Genomic DNA, 18,143 nt, shown 5'->3' on the forward strand with positions numbered 1-18,143 from the left:
GATGCCGGAGAGAACTACGAGCATTCCGAAGATGGCGAAATCCAGAGGCTGGCAACCGATCCATAGCGGCCCCTCGTCGCCGCGTGCCGGGCGACCGGTTCGGGTCGTGAAGAGTCGAATCCGGATACGTGCGTACCTCGGTGGCTTCCCGGTGTGTGCGGTTACCCGCGTGCTCTGGACCTGAGCGGGCATTCCGGCGCCGGTTATTTCTGCCCTCCGGGCGGGTGGCTGTGCCTCCTGCCCACGGGGTCTCACGTCAGAGTGTGTCGGGTTTGCATGGGGCGTCGCATCGCAGTCGTAGGGGGTGTCCCCGCTGCGAACCATTTTGACGCACCGACCCGGAGAATGATCTCCACCCCCGAAGGAGATCCCCATGCGCCGCCGCCGACTTTCTCGCTCATCCGCACCGCCAGGCGACCTGCTCCCCATCGTCCGTCTCTGGCTGCTCCGAATGCTGGTGCCGCTCGGCGGCCACCGCGAGTTCGTTGCCGCGCACGGTCTGATGAACGACGCACTGGCCGAGGCGCTCGGTCTCGGCGAATGGGTCGACCCGACGGGGCCGGAGTACGACCCGCGCGCGGTGCGCCTGGCGCTGCGGTCGCTGCACGCCGCGGCCGAACGCAGCCGGAAGCGCGCGACGGTGCCCGAACGCCTGCGCGCGAACACCGCCCGCCTGCGGCACGATCTGCGCATCGGGCACGCTCGGGCAGATCATCCCGCCGAGCTTGGTGCTGCTGATGCTGGCCGACACGATGAACCTGTCGGTCGGCAGCCTGTTCGCCGCGGCGCTGATTCCCCGGACTGATGCAGGCCACGCTGTACGTTGTCTACCTGCTGGTGCTCGCCTGGCTTTCCAGCGCCGACGTGCCCGCGATCGACGCGGCCGAAAGGGCGCAGATGAGCCGCGAGCAACTCTGGAAGGATCTGTTTACCGCGGTGCTTCCCCCCGGGATCCTGGTTGCCGCGGTGCTCGGGTCGATCATCGCGGGCATCGCCGCACCGACCGAGGCGGCGGCAGTCGGCGCGGTCGGGGCCATCGTGGTGGCGATGATCATGCGCCGGCTGAGCTGGCCGGTGTTCAGCGACGCGGTGCTGTCGACCGTGCGCATCACCGCGATGGTGTTTTTCGTGCTGAGCGCCTCGCAGGTGTTCGCACTGGCGTTCCGCGGCCTCGACGGCGAGTTCCTGATCGAGGCAATGTTCGACTGGGTGCCGGGCGGAGCCTACGGCACGCTGCTGTTCATGCTGCTGTTGATCTTCCTGCTCGGCTTCTTTCTCGAGTGGATCCAGATCACCTACATCGCAGTGCCGCTGTTCCTCCCCTTTCTGGCCGGCTACCCCGAATTCTCGATGGTCTGGATCGCGATCCTGATCGCCATGAACCTGCAGACGTCGTTCCTCACCCCACCCTTCGGCTGGTCGCTGATCTTCATGAAGGGGGTTGCACCCCCGGGCATCCGGACCACCGAGATCTACCGCGGCGCAATCCCGTTCGTGATCATCCAGCTGGCCGCATTGGCGCTGCTGATCGTGTTTCCCGGCATCGCGCTCTGGCTGCCTGACGCGATCGGCTGGTAGAGCTGGCCCCAACCGAACTGATTGCGCCGAGAGTTCAGGCGAGAGCGGATGTGCGAGGGCGCTGGCGGGCCACATCCACAACGCCCTCCCAGGGCGGGCAAAGCCCGCTGTGACCAACCAAAAAAACCGGGCGCGAATGCGCCCGGGAACCACCGATGTCGAGTCCTGGGAGACTTTGTGATCGGTGCGCAAAACCTGTTGGAGGGGTAAGGATCTAGAAGTCGTAGCGGATACCCAGCTGCAATGCGGTCGCAGTCTCGCCAATGGGATTTCCTTGGCTCGGACCGCCGCCCTGCATCCAGGGGTTCAACGCCGAGTTGTCATCGTTGTTCATCACACCCAGATTGAGCTGGATCCGCAGATCCCTGTCTATGCGACGTTCAAGTCCAAAAGCGTACAGCGTTGCATCGGAATCCTGTGCATCGGAGTCCAGATGAAAGACATGCCCACGGATGTACCAGTCCGGAGCGAACTGGAATTGCGCCGCCAGACCAAAGGCATCTGCCTCGTCACGACCGTCGGCTTCGGTGTTCTGATACAGCGCGCCGATTTCGAAGGTCGGTGAGACCTTATACGCCAGCACCAAGCGCACCGCGTCGACGTTATCACTAGCGTCATTGCGTTGTTGCTCATACGCAAGCGCGCCCGTGAAGCCACCTTGCCTAAAGGTAAGGGCCGTGCTGAATCCGTCATCCGCATCGGCACGCGTGTCCTGTTGGCCACGGTCAGTGGAATATTGCACATCCCATCTCAGACCGCCGAGGCTGGGGGTCCGGTAGTGGAGACTGTTGCGGAAGCGCTCATCGAAGCGTCCATGCTGGCGCGTACGCGTAATGTTACGAAGGTCCCCGACCTGGTCCCCGAAGAAATTCACCGGGCCACGGGCGCGCTTGAATGGGGTATCGAAGCGGCCAACGCGTAGCATGCCCCAGTCCGAGCCCTTGAAGCCCACGAAGGTGTCCCGGGTCGTGAAGGTCTCGCCCTCACTGGAGTCGAAATCGATTTGCTGCTCGATCTGAAAGATCCCCACGAACTGATCGCTCCATTCACGCTCACCCTTGAAGCCCAGGCGGCTGGAACGGCTCACAACGTCGATTTCGCTGAAATCGTTGCCATCGTCCAGGAAATCGACCGACACGTTTGCACGACCATAGATCGTCCAGTCAGCGGCAACGATAGTGGGGACAGTCAAGCCCGCGGCCAACATGCCAATAAGGATCTTCTTGCGATTCATTTTCAATTCTCCAGTCTGTGAGGGAGGCGCTGTCAAGCACCGATGACGTTCTCGACAGGGCCGTAGACTGAAGGTCCGGAGTTGCTCTGAAGTTACGATCCTAAGAAGTTTTGATAAAAAAACAACATTTGTTGCAATTGAGCAACATATCGACGATGCGAACTAGGCGAGTCGCTCACCCTCGCGTCAACAAGTGAGTGCGCCCGGCAGGGCGCACCGAAAAAAAGCGGCCCCGATGATACCCACGGGGCCGCCTGTTTCACCTCGATGGATGACGTCGCTGAGGAAACGCGCAATGGCCAGCGCTTCCAAAACAGAACCTCGACGCGGGGTCAGGTACCGATCACGCCACCGTCATCCTTCGTGATCACGACCGTGGCCGAACGGCCGTAGTGATTGCCGCCGAGCGGCCAGTTGCCCTTGCCCGCAATATCGCCGCTGGCGAAATCAGCGGCCGAGACCGTCGCACCCGGATGCTGCTGGTTGATGAACAGGGTGCGCTGATCCGACGTCGAAATCACGCCGGTGATTTCCTGGCCCAGGCTGCCGGTCAGGAAGCGGCGGATCTCGCCGGTGAACGGGTTCGCGGCCAGCATGCCGTTATTGCCCATCATGGCATAGACCGGGCTGACGTTCATGACCGACTCGCTCATGTCCATCTGGATCCAGATACGGCTGTCCGGATCGATCCAGAGGCCATCGGGCGAGCTGAAGATGTTGTCTCCGGTCAACGGGTTGCCCGCGCCATCCACGCCACCGGAAATCGGATCACCCGAAGCATCCCCTGCCATCGCGAAGATATCCCAGGTAAAGGTAGTGGCCGCGGGGTTGTTGTCGTCCTCGCGCCAGCGAATGATGTGGCCGTGGGGGTTCGGGCCGCGGGGGTTGGCCGAGTCGGTCTGGCCTTCGCTGCGGCTCGTGTTGTTGGTCAACGTAAAGTAGACCTCACCGCTGTTGGGATCCACCGCCCCCCATTCCGGACGATCCATCGGAGTCGCACCGACCCGGTCCGCGGCAAGGCGGGTGTTGACCAGCACATCGGCCTGGCTGTGGAAACAGGTGCAGTCCGGATCCTCGCCCTGGTTGATCGGCTGAGGAACCAACAGACCCTGACCCCAGATCAGCGGCAGCCATTCGCCGGTACCGTCCTCGTGGAACCTGGCCACATACAGCGTCCCCGAATCGAGCAGATGGCCGCCGGCAGTGGCGCGGTGATATGGCTGGGCGGAGACGAACTTGTAGATGTACTCGTTGCGCGCGTCGTCACCGGAGTAGAGCACGACGGGCTGCCCTTCCACTGCCGGCTGGAACACTACGCCCTCGTGGGCGAAGCGGCCAAGGTGGGTGCGCTTGATCGGGACGCTGGACGGACCGAACGGATCGATTTCGACGACCCAGCCGAAGGCGTTCGGCTCGTTGCGATAATCGTCGCTTGCCGAGGCAGCGAGCGGGGCGGCATTGAACCGCGCGTAGGCCTCCTGGTTGCTGGCCGGATCGGCATCGGCCAGCTCCCAGCCGTAGCGACTGATGCCAGCGCGCACGCCGTAGCGCTGGTGCTCGCGCGGTTGATCGTCGCCACTGTTGTCCCGGTTGCGGAAGTACCCGGCCCAGTTCTCCTCACAGGTCAGGTAGGTGTTCCAGGGAGTCACGCCGTGCGCGCAGTTGTTGATGGTGCCGCGGGTCATCGTCCCGTCGGGGCTGAATTTGGTTCGCACGAAATCGGTGCCGCGCACCGGCCCGCGAATTTCCATCGGCGTCAGCGCCGTCACGCGGCGGTTGCGCGCGTCGGCCACGACGGCCCAGGTTCCGTTCACCTGCTTCTGGACGCGCAGCACGGAGACGCCGTGGCCGTTCATTTCCGTCAGCACTTCATCCGCCACGCGCCGGACCGAGCCCCCATCCATGTAGGTCGGAACCTGACTCCGGGTCAACTCCTGACCGATCGCCGACGCGTGCATGTAGCGCGGTTCGACATACTCGTGGTTCATCACCAGCAGGCCATCCGTGGAACTGCCCTCGTAGGGATCCGTGGCCTCGATCGGGAAAAAGTGCATGCCGTCGTGGTGCGATCCGATGGCATCGCCCTGCTGTGCCCCGGTCAGCGGCAGATCGTAGAGGATCCCCGGGTTGCTGACCGAACGTCCCCACTCGGCAAGCACCTGAGTGCTGTACCCAGGGGCCACATGCACCGTGTCGTCCTCGCTGACCGGGATGGCTTCAAAGCCGAGCAGCATCGGCGACTCGCGGCCTGCACCCGAACTCGATCCGGATCCGCAGCCCTGGAGCGCGGCCGAACCGAACAGCCCGGCGATCGCCGCTGAGAGACTGCCCTTCAGGACTGTCCGACGGTTCATGCGAGCGGTCAGGATCTGCTGGAAGTGGGGCGCCTGGCTCGGGTTGCTCATGGGCTCGTCGCCATCGCCATGATCGATCGGTTGCCCGCGTACAAGGTTCCTGCTCATCGTGTCTCTCCAGGGTCAGAGGGAGGGGGGTTAAAGACCCCGCGAGCCTATCCCTGGAAAATGATCGACTGATGGCGATTCGACTACACCGGCATTTCAGATCACCCGTCGCAGTCAAGGCCCCCCGGCGATGCAACCCCGATCCTGCATCGGCCGGCGGCCATCACCCGCGCCGTCGCGCCGGCCCCGTCAACCGTGAAGGAAGAACAGCAGCGTGGTAATGGCACCGACGGCCACGATCAGGTTGCGCAGCACCGGCGGTGGCAGCCTGCGGCCGACGCCTGCCCCGGCCAGCCCTCCCGCCGTGGCGCCCAGCGCCATCGGCCACACCGCGGCCCAGTCGATGATCCCGCCGACCGCGTAGACCGACACCGCGATCAGTGTGAGCACCGCCGACAGCAGGTTCTTGAGGCCGTTGGCGATGCGCAGATCGTCGACGCCCAGCAGCCGGAACAGCGCCAGCATCACGATGCCCATGCCGCCGTTGAAGTAGCCGCCGTACGCGCATACGGCCACGACTCCGGCCCGCGCGCGGGCACCCCCCGCGCCGCTGCCCCGCGGCAGCCACCGCTGCAGCGCGGGACCGAGCGCAAACAACAGGGTCGCGAACAGCAGCAGCCATGGGATGATGCCCCGGAACGCGGCGTCGCTGGTGGCCAGAAGCAGCGCCGCGCCGGCAGCCCCACCGACCGTCCCGAGCACGAGGACCGCGGCCAGCGACAGGCCCACCGGCGCCCGCATCAGGTCGCGGTAACTCCATGCGCTGGCGATGTAGCCGGGCAGCAGCGCGGCCGTTCCGGTCGCGTTCGCCGCAACCGGCGGGACACCCACGAAGACCAATGCCGGCAGCGTCAGAAAGCTGCCGCCTCCCGCCAGCGCGTTGAAAGAAGGATAGGAAATCCAACCGCCTTCGCCGCAATATCCCTTCGCCCCGGGGGCCTGTCAAGTCGCAACGAAGCCCCGTCGGAGCAGCGTCGGCAGCCCATCCGGCCGAAATCGGCCCGCCAAGGGGTGGCGAGACGGTTTTTCCGGTGGGCGATGGGTTGGGTTGTGGAAAGCGGGCAACGGCGGGGCCGGCAGCCCAGGGGGGCTGCTTTACCAGGACACCCGCTGGGTGCGACACGAAGTCGCACGCTTATTTATCATGGAGATAGATCTGATGTTCAGCCATCAGTCCCCTATCGGGACGTGCGCTGGGGGTAACCCCGGGGTGCGGAGCTCCCGAGACAACGTAGCCGCCGTCCTCGGACGGGTCACCAAACCGCGAGGCCAGGTGATGACTGCCAGCCCCAAGGCGATCAGGAGCTAGGGGTGCGAGGCACGGCTAACCCAGGTGAACCGTCGTTCAACCGTCGTTATGTCCAACATGCCAAAGGGGCTGTCTAGGCATGAACCAAAAGGTACGCAGTCCGGTCGGGTCGTTCTAGTGTCGCCCCGCGCTGACATCGCACTGCCGGCGGAAAGACGGAGCCTACACCTCGCAGGAGTGGTAAGCGTGTGGAACGTGGTAAGCCCCAACGAGCCCACAGGGACCGTGGAACGTGACCCGCGAGGGTCGCCGGTGCTCGCGGGGGTAAAGGATGCCGGAGAAAGCGAATGCCGCCCCGTAACCGGGCGGATAGGGGTTCCGACTTTGCCCCACTCGAAAGAGCGCCCACTTCCGGCGGGTCTTGGATCACGAGAAAGGCCGAGGAAAGGCTACACCCGAGGGTTTCTTAGACGATGAACGCCATCGGCTTCATTGAAGGCCCTCTGGACGCCCCGCTACCGTGGAACCGGATCAACTGGGACACGGTACGTCGGAACGTCAGCCGATTACAAGCCCGTATCGTGAAGGCGGTGCGCGCAGGCCGGTGGCACCGGGTTCGGTCGCTACAGCGCCTGCTTCGGAGGTCGCTCGGGGCCAAGTTATTGGCCGTTCGGCGGGTGACCTCCAATCAAGGGAAGAATACGGCTGGGATCGACGGCATCGTCCTGAAAACTCCAGCTCAGAAGTGGCAGCAAGCCCAAGCGTTACACCATCCAGACTATCGGCCCCTGCCCGTCAGACGGATCTACATCCCCAAGAAGAATGGAAAGAAAAGAGCCCTCGGTATCCCGGCGCAATCGGACCGGGCCGAACAGGCTCTCGATCTGCTGGCACTGGACCCGGTGTCGGAAACCCTCGCGGATTCGTGCTCTTACGGCTTCCGGAAAGAACGAACCCCAAAGGACGCGATGCAGCGATGCTTCCTGTCACTGGCGAAACGTTCCAGCGCGGAATGGATTCTGGAAGGGGACATCCGGGCGTGCTTCGATGCCTTCGATCACGACTGGCTCATCGAGCACACCCCAACCGATCAAGGACGACTCCGGGCATGGCTGAAATCCGGGTTCATGGAGCAGAGACGCATCTTCCCCACGGAACGGGGCACGGCCCAAGGGGGCATCATTTCCCCGACGGTCGCGAACATGGTTCTGGACGGATTGGAAGGCCGCATCCGCGCCCGCTTCAAGCGGCGCGGCAAGGTCAACCTGATCCGGTTCGCGGATGACTTCGTGATCACCGGCGAAAGCCGGGCGATCCTCGAAAACGATGTCACGCCATTGGTCACGGAATTTCTGCACGAACGCGGACTGGTCCTCGCTCCGGAAAAGACCCGCATCGTCCATATCGACGACGGGTTCGACTTCCTCGGGTTCCGCTTCCGCAAGTACGGTGGAAAGCTTCTGATCAAGCCGTCACGTGCCAGCATCAGCCACATTCACGGGAAAGTGAAGACGATCCTCCAAACCGGCCAGCAATGGCCGCAGTCGGAGATCATCCGAACCCTCAACCCCGTTCTCCGGGGGTGGGGAAACTATTACCGGAACGTGGCCAGCAAAGCGGTCCTTCTGGGACTCGACCAACGCATCTGGCGCCTGACCTGGAACTGGGCGCGTCGCCGGCATCCACAGAAGAACCACGAGTGGATCCGGAAACGATACTTCCCCCGCCAAGGCTCGCGGCGGTGGATCTTCAACGACGGCTGTCACACTCTGGTCTCGCTCGGCTACATCCCCATTCGGCGGCATGTGCTCGTGCGTTCCGGAACCAACCCGTACGATCCGCAGGACGCGGATTATTTCCGGCAACGGCGCGCGGCAAACCGCGCGTATCCGAGCCACGATGGGTTGGCCAATGTCCGGTGACAACGACCACCATTCTCCCTCACGGCCGGGTGCCTCACGGCGCCTTATCAAGGCTGGAGCCGTGTGCGATGAAAGTTGCAAGCACGGTTCTTAGGGGGCGGGGCGGCGGCAACGTCGCCCTGCTACCCGACTCGTACTCGTACTCCGGCGCGGGCTAAGCGCAGGGTCTGCCGGCGGAGCATACCTCGGCGTCGATGCCGATACCGAATCCTCGGACCAACCCGAAGGCCGGTGCGCTTGGGCGATGGGGCCGGGACGGCGGGTTCGCACCTGCTGTCTATGAAGACGATACGCCGTGACGGTCTACTCTCGGTTGGAAAGGGGGCACTCCGGCATCCCCGGCGACGGCCCGGTCTGGGTCGTTATGCAAAGTCCTCGATTATGGAAAGTGGCGGGAGACACCGCGCGCCAACCGCTGGAGCAGAGCGGCTGGCGTACGGGGTGGCCTTTTCATAATCACAGGGTCTTGAGGAAGTCGATGAGTGAGTCAGGGGCCCGGTAGCGTTGGATTCTGGCGTCGGGTTCGTGGATCCTGGCCAAGGCACGTTCCTTCATGGCCAGGTCGGCCTCGACGTATTGATGGGTCGGCACCGGGCTCTCGTGGCCCAGCCAGAGAGCGATGACGCTGATGTCGACACCGGCCTGCAAGAGGTGCATGGCTGTGGTATGCCGACTATGTCTTCAGCGACATAGTCGACACTATCTACCCTTCCTGACTATGTCTTGCACACGGCCGCCGGCCGCGTGTTGAGCGGACTTGCGCGTGAGATGCTCGACATAGTCTTGGACCCTTCGCACAGCCCCGCTGGGGCAAGGAGGTCCGCCATGAGGGTCGTCATCAACAGCCAAGTCGTCCTATCACGAGCTCCGGAAGAGCCGGTTGCTCCGTATCTGGGCCGGTTTGCTGCATCGCTGGATACCACCGGGTACTCGGCGAGGTGAATTCCCGCCAAGTCCTGCAGTTCGTGGACTTTCTCAACAGGCTGTAGACCCCGCCCAACTATGTCGGGTGAGCGCGCGGCATCTGGGCGGCGCAACCAACGGAATCGCGCTACGGCAGGCCGCGCGCGCTTCACAAGACATAGTCAGGAAGGGTAGATAGTGTCGAAGTGCATGCGACCCCGAATGTGGGATCCCGGATCGCCGATACGCTCGCATGATGATCTTCCGCACCGCGTTCGCCGTACAGGGCCCACCGCGTGGCGCTTGAGGGCTGACAAAGATAGCCGAACTCGCGCTCGGAGGACGCTCGTGCTGCAGATAGTCCGCAAGCGCTTGCCCGGTCTCGACCGGCAGGGGAAGAATGTCCTGCCGAAACGACTTCGTGCCCCTCAGTGTTACCATCCCAGCCTGCCAGTCAATGGCGTCGATCTTCAGGCAGGCGATCTCTCCAGACCGCAACCCCAAATCCAGCGCGCAGCGAACCATGGCATACCCGCGCTTCGGCCACCGTGGGGCAAACCTGAAGGAGCTCAGGAGCTGCTCGACCTCTTCCACCGTCAACACACGCGGCAAAACCGCGAGCTTCCAGTGCGCGGGTGACGAAATGACAGCGGCCAGTGGACTGGACTGACGGCATCGCCGCACATGCTTCGATAACGGAGATAGCTGCGCAGCCCCGCGGCCAAACGGGATGCGTTGGAAGGCGTTCGACGTGCGGCCAGTTGGTCGGCCAGAAACTGGCGCACATCGTCTGGTTGCAGTCGGGCCATGTCGACGCCGCCATCTCCAAACTTCTGCCGCAAGAGTGGGCGCACCACACCCAGGCTGCCCTGCCGACTACCCGGCGACAGCCCACGCAGGTCCCGGAGGTACGTGTCGTAGTGCTCCAGTTCTTCGTCGACATGGCGGATCGATACGCCGGCGGACGATCGGCCGAGTCAGGCCATTCAATATCTCTGCTCATGAGGGTCTCCCGAGGTTCAACTACCCTTCCAGAAGACCCCCAAAATTATGTCAAGCTCTCCGCCGACCTACTGCCGCCGATCCCGCTTCCTGCCGCGCTCCGAGTCGCTACCGCGGCACCCACTTTCCATAATCGAGGACTTTGCATAACGGCCCTGAACGGCCAGCCAGCCCTTAATGCTAAGCGGCTAGTCCAAACTCCGGGCACCCAAAGCAGCCAACGAACGACATTCCCTCACGGATTCAACCGCCCCACCTATCCCGCGCCGGCATAACGCCGCCAACACGCGCAGCTCTCTTGGTGAAAGCGACGCCGCAACAATAAAAGGCTCCTCGTAATCCTGTGTGCGAGGAAAGGGGGTTGGGCTACGCCTTGCGTACTGGGTACCGCAAGTGTGTAACCCCGACGCCTGCGGTCACTGTCGGGTTGCCGAGAAGGGCTGGCCCGCCGGCGAGGTGGTCGAAGAGTCGGACTCCCGAACCAAGAAGAACCGCCCCAATGTCGATGGAGAGTTCATCGAGGAGTCCAGCATTCAGCAACTGCTGGATAACGTCCGCCCCATGGACGCCAACCGACTTTCCGCCAGCGGCGGCTTTGGCTTGGCTCACGGCGCTTTCGACGCCGTCAGTCACGAAGTGGACCGTTGAGTTGGGTCGGGGCCATCCGTCGGGGATCTGGTGAGTAAGTACGAATGCTGGCCCCCAGGTGTGATTTCCGTTCCAGCCTTGGGCGATCTCGAACGTGCGTCGACCGGTGAGAACGGAACCCAGTTCGGCCCAGAGATCGCGAAGGTGCTGGGCGCTCGGCCCGGACACCTTGAATGTCATGGGGTCAGACCCTCCTGTCGCGAGCTCGATGTCTCCCGAGTGGAAGTACCAGTCGAACACTTCGGCCACGCCATCGTTGAGGTCGGCAACATAACCGTCGATCGACATGGACATGATTGCTACAACCTTCGACATTGCGTTATTCCTCTGGAGAAGTGGAGACCGCGTCCCGAGGACGCGTGCTGTCCTCCCGGATCGGCCGCCCACGCTCAGACTCAACGGCAGCGCGCCGCGCCGTCCCTAGCAGGCCATTGTTGGGCGGCATCGAGAAGCCGGGCTACGTTACGTAGGTCAGACGAACCATGCCCGATTTCAGCGGCTTGGCTTCAATGAACTTCAGCGCATGACGCTCTTTTACGGCCTTGAATAGCGCCTTTCCTTCCCCCAGAACAATGGGCGTTACGACTAGCCGGATCTCATCGACCATCCCTGCGTTCATCAGGCTGGAAACCAGGGTCGCACCGCCGACGGCATGCATATCCTTGCCAGGCTGTTGCTTCATCTTGCGGATTTCCTCCACGTCCCGAACGATTCGCGTGTTCTTCCAATCGACCCGGTCCAATGTCCGGGACAGGACGATATGGGGTGTCTGCTCGGCAAACTGCGCATACTCGATCTCGCCCTTCGTAGCCACCCGGCCGGTCAGGGGCAACACGCCCGCGGGGTCGGCAAGAATGGCCCGCCAGTATTGCTCATAACCTGGGTACATCCTGCGGCCCAGGATGCACGTGTCGATCTGAGGGAGAAGATCAAAGGGATCCTCCCATGTCTCTATCCAATCCAAATCTCCGTTCGGTCCCTCGATCAATCCGTCCACCGACACAACCAGCGCCGCTATGATCCTTCTCATCTCAGGTCTCCATTCAACCAGCTCTGCAGTCCCGGGCTACCGACCGCCTTGCCGGCTCGCCTCGGACCTATCAAGTAGACGAAGGGGAGTCGGAGAAATCGACAGCGGGTAACGCCCAACCGCTTTGCGTTTGTGCGACGTGCGCACGGAATGGGGGGGCAGCTCAGGCTGGTCGGAGCCCCACGGCATCGCGGACGGCGTAGATGCCCACGAAGGTGAGGTTGCGTGGTCGCTTCTCGAGAACCATGTCACAAGTGTGCAGCGGCACCTTCCCCGTCCTGTGCGGCTGCCATTAGGTGTCGGCAGACCGGCGGGTTGCGGACTTCCGGGCCCATGTTTTTGCCGGCTGCGCCGGGGCGACCCGAGTCATCTACGGAGCGCGCGCTTGCCCCCCGCGATCGAGTCGGTCACCCTGGCAGGCTACCGTTGTGTGAATCTGGTCCCGCCCCTACCCGTCGCGCGCGGGCGAGCAGCAGGCGCTGTTCGGCCCCGTTACCGGAATGTTCGGCGGCCAGTCGGAACGCGGTCGCAGCAGCCGCCCGCTTGCCACAACGTTCCAGCAGGTCGCCGCGCACCGCGTGCAACGGTACGTAGCTGTCGAGTTTCTGGGCGTTGACGGCGTCGTCTAGGGCGGCCAGCACCCGAGCCGGATCGTCGAACTGGGCGGCCGCCTGGGCTTCGTGGATACGCGCGGCCAATGATCCGGTGGTCGCGAACAACGTCGCGTAGTGCGCCGCAATCTGGCGCCAGTCGGTGTCAGCGAACGTCGGCGCAGTCGCATGACAGGCGGCGATCGCGGCCTCCAGGCGAAACGGCCCCGGCACGGCATCCGGCCCGGAATCCTGGGCCAGGGCGAGCGTGTTGGCCCGCGCCAGTGCGGCGAGGCCACGGCGAATCCCGCCACGATCCCATTTTCGGCGATCCTGATCCTTCAGCAGCACCGGGTGACCGTGTTCGTCCATGCGCGCGGCCAGCCTCGCACCGTGAAGTTCGATCAAGGCGAGCAGCGCCTGTGTCTCGGCGTCATCCGCAGCGGCCTGCGCCAATACGCGCGCCATGCGCCGGGCCACATGGCAAAGGTCGGGCCGCATCCAGTCGTCGCGCTGGCTGGCCACGTGGCCCTCCGTGAAAATCAGGTAGATGACCTCGCGTACCGAGCCGAGGCGCTCGCGGCATTCGGCGACGGACGGTTTTTCGAAACGGATGTTCGCCTCGGCGAGCTTGCGCTTGCCGCGCACGATACGCTGCGCGATGGTCGCTTCGGGAACCAGAAAGGCGCGCGCCAGCGCGGCGTTGTTGAACCCACCGATGGTGCGCAAGGCCAGTGCGCAACGGGTGTCGGCGGAGAGGACCGGGTGGCAGGCAATGAACAGCAGGGCCAGCGCATCGTGGCGGGCGTCGTCGTTGAACTGTGGAGTCGAGCGGGCGATATGGCTGCGGGCGATCTCGCGGCCGTAGTCGCCGATCAGTGCGTCGCCCCGGTGTTCGCGGCGCAGGTGGTCGATCGCACGGTTGCGCGCCGTGCGCAGCAGCCACGCCGTCGGATGCTCGGGCACCCCGCGCGTTGGCCAGTGTTCCAGCGCGGCGATCAGTGCGTCCTGGGCGGCGTCCTCGGCGCGCTGGAAGTCGCCGGTCCAGCGCACGAGCGCCGTAACGATGCGGCCCGCATCCAGACGCCAGATCGCCTCGATCCGGCGGCGGAGCTGGTGCACGCCAATCGGATCGTGGGAGGAATCGCCGGGAGGATCGATGTGGTCGCTGCCGGTCACCGCTCCACCTGTACTCCGAAACCGCCCCAGAACAGCGCCGGGCGTCGAACGGCGTTGCTGGCCTGCCTACCGGCCATCGTAGGCACCTCGCAGGGCAGCGAGATCGCACTTCTTCATTTCGAGAACGGCCTGGGTCACCCGGTTCACCCGCTCCTGATCCGGGTCCTGCATCATGGTGGATAGTTCCTCAGGAACGATCTGCCAGGAAAGCCCGTATCGATCCTTGAGCCATCCGCACTCTTCGGCCTCCGGGACGGCCGAAAGCCTTTCCCAGAGCGCATCGATCTCGTTCTGATCGGCACAGTTCACCACGAACGAAATGGCCTCGTTGAAGGCGAAATCGTGCTTGTGGGCGCTGTCCATGGCGGCGAACCACTGGTCCTCAAGCATGAAGTCGGTGAACATCACCGCGCCCTCCCGGTCTGGCTCCGCGCCGGCGGGGTAGCGAACGATCTGCCCTCGGCGCGAATTCCCGAACAGCGAGAGGTAGAACTCGGAGGCTGCCTCCGCGTGGCCATAGACATCCCCGACAAACAGCAGCGACGGAATGATCGGTGGCCGTTCCTCGCCCTCCGGGTTGGTGAGAACGAGTTGCCACGATAGCCCGAATCTGTCCTGAATCCAGCCGTAGCGCTCGCTGAACGGATACCGGTCGAGTGGCATCAATACCTTCCCACCCTCGGAGAGCCTCGCCCAGACCTCGTCGATACGTGTTCCCGCGTCGTCGTCTTGTGCAGGATCGAAGTTGACCATGAACGAAATCGACGGGTTGAAGCGGAACAGGGGTCCCGCGCTGATCGCCATGAACGCGTATCCCCGCAGGCTGAACGACACCACGTCGCAATCTCCGGACGGTGTGTCATGCAAAGTGGTGACGTTCGCAATACCGGAATCGGGAAAGACCGAGCAATAGAAGCCGACGGCTTCCCGGGCTTCCTGGTCAAACCAGAGGTGTGGGATGATCTTTTGCTGCATCTCGGTCATCGTCTTGCTCCTTGTCCCAATGATTGATCGCGGGTACAGGGCGCCGTGCGGGCGGCTTGGTCACTCGGGCGGTTGGCGCGGGGGCCTGCCGTGAGTTGCGTCGGAGAATTCCGCGAGGCGTCGGGTTCGAGAAAGGCGCGATACACGCGCTCGGGCGGCGCGCGCAGAATGCGATGAAGGCGGACGCTGCGATCAGTGGTGCCAGTAGACATGACAGATTTCCTCCGGGTTCGGATGACGGACGGGAGCGATCACGGCACAGCCTTCAGCGCAGGTGGCAGGGCGCGCATTCGCGCACCTCGACCGTCGCGAAACGTGCAGCCGGGCAGCGCGCGGCCCACTCGATGGCTTCGTTGCGGTCGGCGCAGTCGATCAGGAAGAACCCACCGATCATCTCCCGGGATTCGACGAACGGACCGTCGATGAAGCGGGTCTTGGCCTCGCGGCTGCGGACGCGCACACCGTGGCGGTCGGGGCGCAGCGATTCGCTGGCGAGCAACTGGCCACGGGCGTCGAGTTCAGCGCCGAAGGCGAGCATTTCGGCGTACAGCGCCTGGCCTTCCGCTTCGCTGCGGGCGTCGCGGTCGTTGTGTTCTTCGAGGATCAGCAGCAGGAAATTCATCGGGGGTGTCCTCAGCGCATCGAATGCAGGCCAAAGCGATTGCCGTCCGGATCGCGCGCGACGACGCAGAAGCCGTATTCTCCGATCGCTTCCTTTGGAGTCTCGATCGAGCCGCCGGCGCCGGCGACGCGTTCGGCCTCGACCCCACAGTCGTCGCAGGCGAAGTAGACCATGCTGCCGCCGGGGCCGACCGGGTTCTCCGGCCCCTGCACCAGCGCACCGGCGCACTCGGGCAGCTCTTCGTCCATCGCAAACATCCAAACCTCGGCGGTTGGCGCGAAGGCGCTGGTATCGGCGCGCGTGAGCGTCACGCCCAACACGGCTGGGTAGAACGCGCGGGCGCGGGCGATGTCCTGCGTCGGAATTTCGAACCAGACGACTGGGTTGGCGGCCATGACGATATCTCCTGTGGCTGGATGGGGCGCACGGGACCGGTCAACCAGTCCCTTTGAACTGTAGACGAACGGAAATCGGGGGAATCGACATCGGGTACAGATTGGGCAGGATTCGATGTCGTCAGCGTACCCGTGGGGAACGTCGGCTCTGCGCCCCACGACACGGGGCCGCAAGGGGTCGACCGCGGTCCGTTCCACTGTCACAGCAGGTTCGGGACGGGGATTCGATGGGCGACCACGACTAGCTTCCTGCGCGTTTAGCATCGACAGTCTTCAGGGGCTGGGCAGGGGACGGTGCAGATTGAACGCGCACTGTTGTCAGGTCGATTAAGTGGTACTCTGGTCTGGTCGAAACAGCACGGAGTCGTCTCCTGATGCGCGTGAAATTCTCCGAGGACGTGGTTCCTTTGACCGATCTCAAGGTCAACCCGGGTCGTGTAATCAAACACGTCAACGAGGCACGCCGCCCACTGCTCCTCACCAGTCGTGGCCGCGGTGTGGCGGTCGTTCAGTCCATCAGCGACTACGAACTGGCAGAGGAGGAACGCGCCTTCATGCGGGCCGTGGTTGCGGGATTGGCGGATCTGGATACGGGACGCGAAGTATCCCTGGCGGAGGCCAGAAACAGACTGGGGTTGCCATAGCTGTATGGCCGCGGCCAGCATCCACCTCGCCGAATCGGCGTTGGACGACTTGCATGGAATCATCGATTGGCATGTTGAACAGAACGTCCCCGACGTCGGCCACCGGTTGGTCCGCGATATCCTCGAGCAAATCGAGGTGCTTGCCGACCACCCCGATGCCGGGCGTGTGGTTCCGGAGTTCGGCCAACCCTTTCTGCGCGAACTGATCCGCCCACCGGTTCGAATCGTCTACCGGAGGGATCAGGAATCAGTCCGTATCGTCAGGGTTTGGCGCAGCGAACGCCTGCTGCGCCTGCCGTAGCAGGACCTTCTTCCGAGGACAGGACGGTGCGCTCACGCGGGATATTGGACCCCGCGTATCCAGCCTCTCCAGGGCAAGATCAACGCTGAGCAAGAGGGTTGCCAAGGGGTGGCGGCTCCTCACATTGCAGCAGACCCTCGTCGGCGCACGCTGGCTGCCCGCTTCGGGTCGGGTTGAGACACCCGATGACCGCCGATGGCAGTAGTCGGCCCTGAGCTGTCACTCGAACGTGATTCGCGAGCGACAGGTAAGGATCGCGCTCCAGACGACGGTGCCGAGCATGGGTCAGCAACTGATCAATTTCCACTCCCGATGACGAGGAGCCTCAATAAATAGACAGGCTCTGAAGCCACATCCTCCTTTCCTTTCGAATTTCTTCACTCTTTCTTTCGAAATCGCTTCCCTCCCAGTTATAAATACCAAACTCTTGATGCCTGCCTATCCTAAAAACTCCATTAAATAATATCCGATCTTGCTCTACGTATGCTTGTAGTAAATGGACGCGCCAACCTTGTTCCCATAGCTGCCCATACTTTTCTCGAAAATCGTTATACGTCCATCCGAAAACACGATCCTCGGCGACAGCGCTTTTTCGCCAGACCGCATTCCACAGCTCGCCACCATTAGGATGCATATAGGCTTGAAGCAAGTGCAGTCGCCAGGTCTTTGTACGTAGTTCCGTGTCCTTTGCAAAGAAATCGTCTCGCTTCCAGGCAAATACACCGTATTCCTCGACTTTGCTTCCCCGCCAAACAGCGTTCCAAAGTTCCCTCCCATCAGGAGCACGGTAGGCTTGAAGAAGATGTAACCGCATATCCCCAGACCTTAACTCTGCATCCCTTGCCAAAAAATCCTTTCGTTCCCATCCAAAAACGGCAGTTTCTCTCCAGGTTCCCGGACGCCACACTGCCGTCCATTGCTCCCCCCCCCCAAACCGCGAAATGTGAGCCTGGACAATTTGTAATCGCATACTTTTTTCGCGAAGCTCAAGATATTTAGACCAAAAGTCGTCCCGCGTCCATCCGTAGATCGCATAGTCTCGGCCGCGCCTCTCGCTCCAGATCGCTGTATACAATGGCTCCCTCTCAGCAACTGAGAGACCCGCAGCGGCTGCTGCGATCGGAACTAGATCAGAACTAAAATCTCCTGAAAACGCGCAAATCACATGCGCACTGGAACATCTGCGTACTTAACGGGATCTGACTCATGCCCGGCAAGTTCTCGGAGGCCCATTGACGCTTGGACAGACAGTCTTGGCCGCTTGTTATTAATCCGCGCTCTCTCGCCAATACAAGTAAGGTTACTACCCGCCAAAAATTTGGACTCGTGAGGAAAATACCGCATTTAGGATCATTCTTAAACAAATTAATTATACCGTTGACAATACTATTCCCTGTATC

Annotated in this window: 15 protein-coding genes and 2 pseudogenes; 4 read left to right on the forward strand and 13 right to left on the reverse strand. The window is 62.8% G+C overall.

Translation table 11 applies throughout. The features are described from left to right. The first annotated feature begins 804 nt into the window (after positions 1–804). Positions 805–1,578, forward strand: coding sequence for a TRAP transporter large permease subunit (locus TVNIR_RS16625; protein WP_250635766.1), 774 nt, complete (start codon positions 805–807; stop codon positions 1,576–1,578). Between the two features lie 214 nt (positions 1,579–1,792). On the opposite strand, the gene TVNIR_RS16630 is transcribed toward TVNIR_RS16625, so the two are convergent. From TVNIR_RS16630 to TVNIR_RS16640, 3 genes are all read right to left on the reverse strand, one after another. Continuing rightward, positions 1,793–2,812, reverse strand: a complete 1,020-nt coding sequence (locus TVNIR_RS16630; RefSeq protein WP_015260237.1) for a porin — start codon at positions 2,810–2,812, stop codon at positions 1,793–1,795. Between the two features lie 332 nt (positions 2,813–3,144). Further along, positions 3,145–5,274 carry a PhoX family protein gene (locus tag TVNIR_RS16635; protein ID WP_015260238.1) on the reverse strand — a complete coding sequence of 710 codons (2,130 nt, stop codon included), beginning with the start codon at positions 5,272–5,274 and terminating at the stop codon, positions 3,145–3,147. A gap of 189 nt (positions 5,275–5,463) precedes the next feature. Beyond that, positions 5,464–6,105: a sulfite exporter TauE/SafE family protein gene (locus tag TVNIR_RS16640; RefSeq protein ID WP_015260239.1), complete on the reverse strand. Its 642-nt coding sequence runs from the start codon at positions 6,103–6,105 to the stop codon at positions 5,464–5,466. Positions 6,106–6,996: 891 nt separating this feature from the next. On the opposite strand from TVNIR_RS16640, the gene ltrA reads away from it, so the two are divergent. Continuing rightward, positions 6,997–8,445 carry a group II intron reverse transcriptase/maturase gene (gene ltrA, locus TVNIR_RS16645; RefSeq protein WP_043739865.1) on the forward strand — a complete coding sequence of 483 codons (1,449 nt, stop codon included), beginning with the start codon at positions 6,997–6,999 and terminating at the stop codon, positions 8,443–8,445. Between the two features lie 456 nt (positions 8,446–8,901). Here the strand turns inward: ltrA and TVNIR_RS16650 are convergent. The 9 genes and pseudogenes from TVNIR_RS16650 to TVNIR_RS16680 all read right to left on the reverse strand — a co-directional run. Further along, positions 8,902–9,105 (reverse strand): annotated as a pseudogene (locus TVNIR_RS16650) (tyrosine-type recombinase/integrase); the annotation flags it as partial. A 315-nt stretch (positions 9,106–9,420) separates the two neighbouring features. Then, positions 9,421–10,032 carry a tyrosine-type recombinase/integrase gene (locus tag TVNIR_RS21340; protein ID WP_418081167.1) on the reverse strand — a complete coding sequence of 204 codons (612 nt, stop codon included), beginning with the start codon at positions 10,030–10,032 and terminating at the stop codon, positions 9,421–9,423. 684 nt (positions 10,033–10,716) lie between these two features. Next, the gene (locus tag TVNIR_RS16655; RefSeq protein WP_043739866.1) at positions 10,717–11,313 is read right to left on the reverse strand and encodes a dihydrofolate reductase family protein; all 597 of its coding nucleotides are present in this window, start codon (positions 11,311–11,313) and stop codon (positions 10,717–10,719) included. Positions 11,314–11,455: 142 nt separating this feature from the next. Then, positions 11,456–12,028 (reverse strand): dihydrofolate reductase family protein, encoded by a 573-nt coding sequence (locus TVNIR_RS16660; RefSeq protein WP_015260243.1) that lies wholly within the window; start codon positions 12,026–12,028, stop codon positions 11,456–11,458. 407 nt (positions 12,029–12,435) lie between these two features. After that, on the reverse strand, positions 12,436–13,740 hold the full coding sequence (locus TVNIR_RS16665) for an RNA polymerase sigma factor (RefSeq protein WP_043740834.1): 1,305 nt from the start codon (positions 13,738–13,740) through the stop codon (positions 12,436–12,438). A 123-nt stretch (positions 13,741–13,863) separates the two neighbouring features. Continuing rightward, complete coding sequence (locus TVNIR_RS16670; protein ID WP_015260245.1) at positions 13,864–14,781, reverse strand: VOC family protein; 918 nt, start codon at positions 14,779–14,781, stop codon at positions 13,864–13,866. A gap of 86 nt (positions 14,782–14,867) precedes the next feature. Next, a pseudogene (locus TVNIR_RS21150) lies at positions 14,868–14,993 on the reverse strand (polyketide cyclase); the annotation flags it as partial. A 53-nt stretch (positions 14,994–15,046) separates the two neighbouring features. Next, positions 15,047–15,403 carry a YciI family protein gene (locus TVNIR_RS16675; protein WP_015260246.1) on the reverse strand — a complete coding sequence of 119 codons (357 nt, stop codon included), beginning with the start codon at positions 15,401–15,403 and terminating at the stop codon, positions 15,047–15,049. A gap of 11 nt (positions 15,404–15,414) precedes the next feature. Continuing rightward, on the reverse strand, positions 15,415–15,798 hold the full coding sequence (locus TVNIR_RS16680; RefSeq protein WP_015260247.1) for a VOC family protein: 384 nt from the start codon (positions 15,796–15,798) through the stop codon (positions 15,415–15,417). 374 nt (positions 15,799–16,172) lie between these two features. On the opposite strand from TVNIR_RS16680, the gene TVNIR_RS16685 reads away from it, so the two are divergent. Then, positions 16,173–16,442 (forward strand): type II toxin-antitoxin system Phd/YefM family antitoxin, encoded by a 270-nt coding sequence (locus TVNIR_RS16685; RefSeq protein WP_015260248.1) that lies wholly within the window; start codon positions 16,173–16,175, stop codon positions 16,440–16,442. Positions 16,443–16,446: 4 nt separating this feature from the next. Beyond that, the gene (locus TVNIR_RS16690; protein WP_015260249.1) at positions 16,447–16,743 is read left to right on the forward strand and encodes a type II toxin-antitoxin system RelE/ParE family toxin; all 297 of its coding nucleotides are present in this window, start codon (positions 16,447–16,449) and stop codon (positions 16,741–16,743) included. A 325-nt stretch (positions 16,744–17,068) separates the two neighbouring features. Here TVNIR_RS16690 and TVNIR_RS19900 read toward each other — a convergent pair whose 3' ends face one another. Further along, positions 17,069–17,713: a hypothetical protein gene (locus TVNIR_RS19900; protein WP_157092301.1), complete on the reverse strand. Its 645-nt coding sequence runs from the start codon at positions 17,711–17,713 to the stop codon at positions 17,069–17,071. Positions 17,714–18,143: the final 430 nt, after the last annotated feature.

This window comes from Thioalkalivibrio nitratireducens DSM 14787 (assembly GCF_000321415.2).
In the GTDB taxonomy this organism is placed as follows: domain Bacteria; phylum Pseudomonadota; class Gammaproteobacteria; order Ectothiorhodospirales; family Ectothiorhodospiraceae; genus Thioalkalivibrio; species Thioalkalivibrio nitratireducens.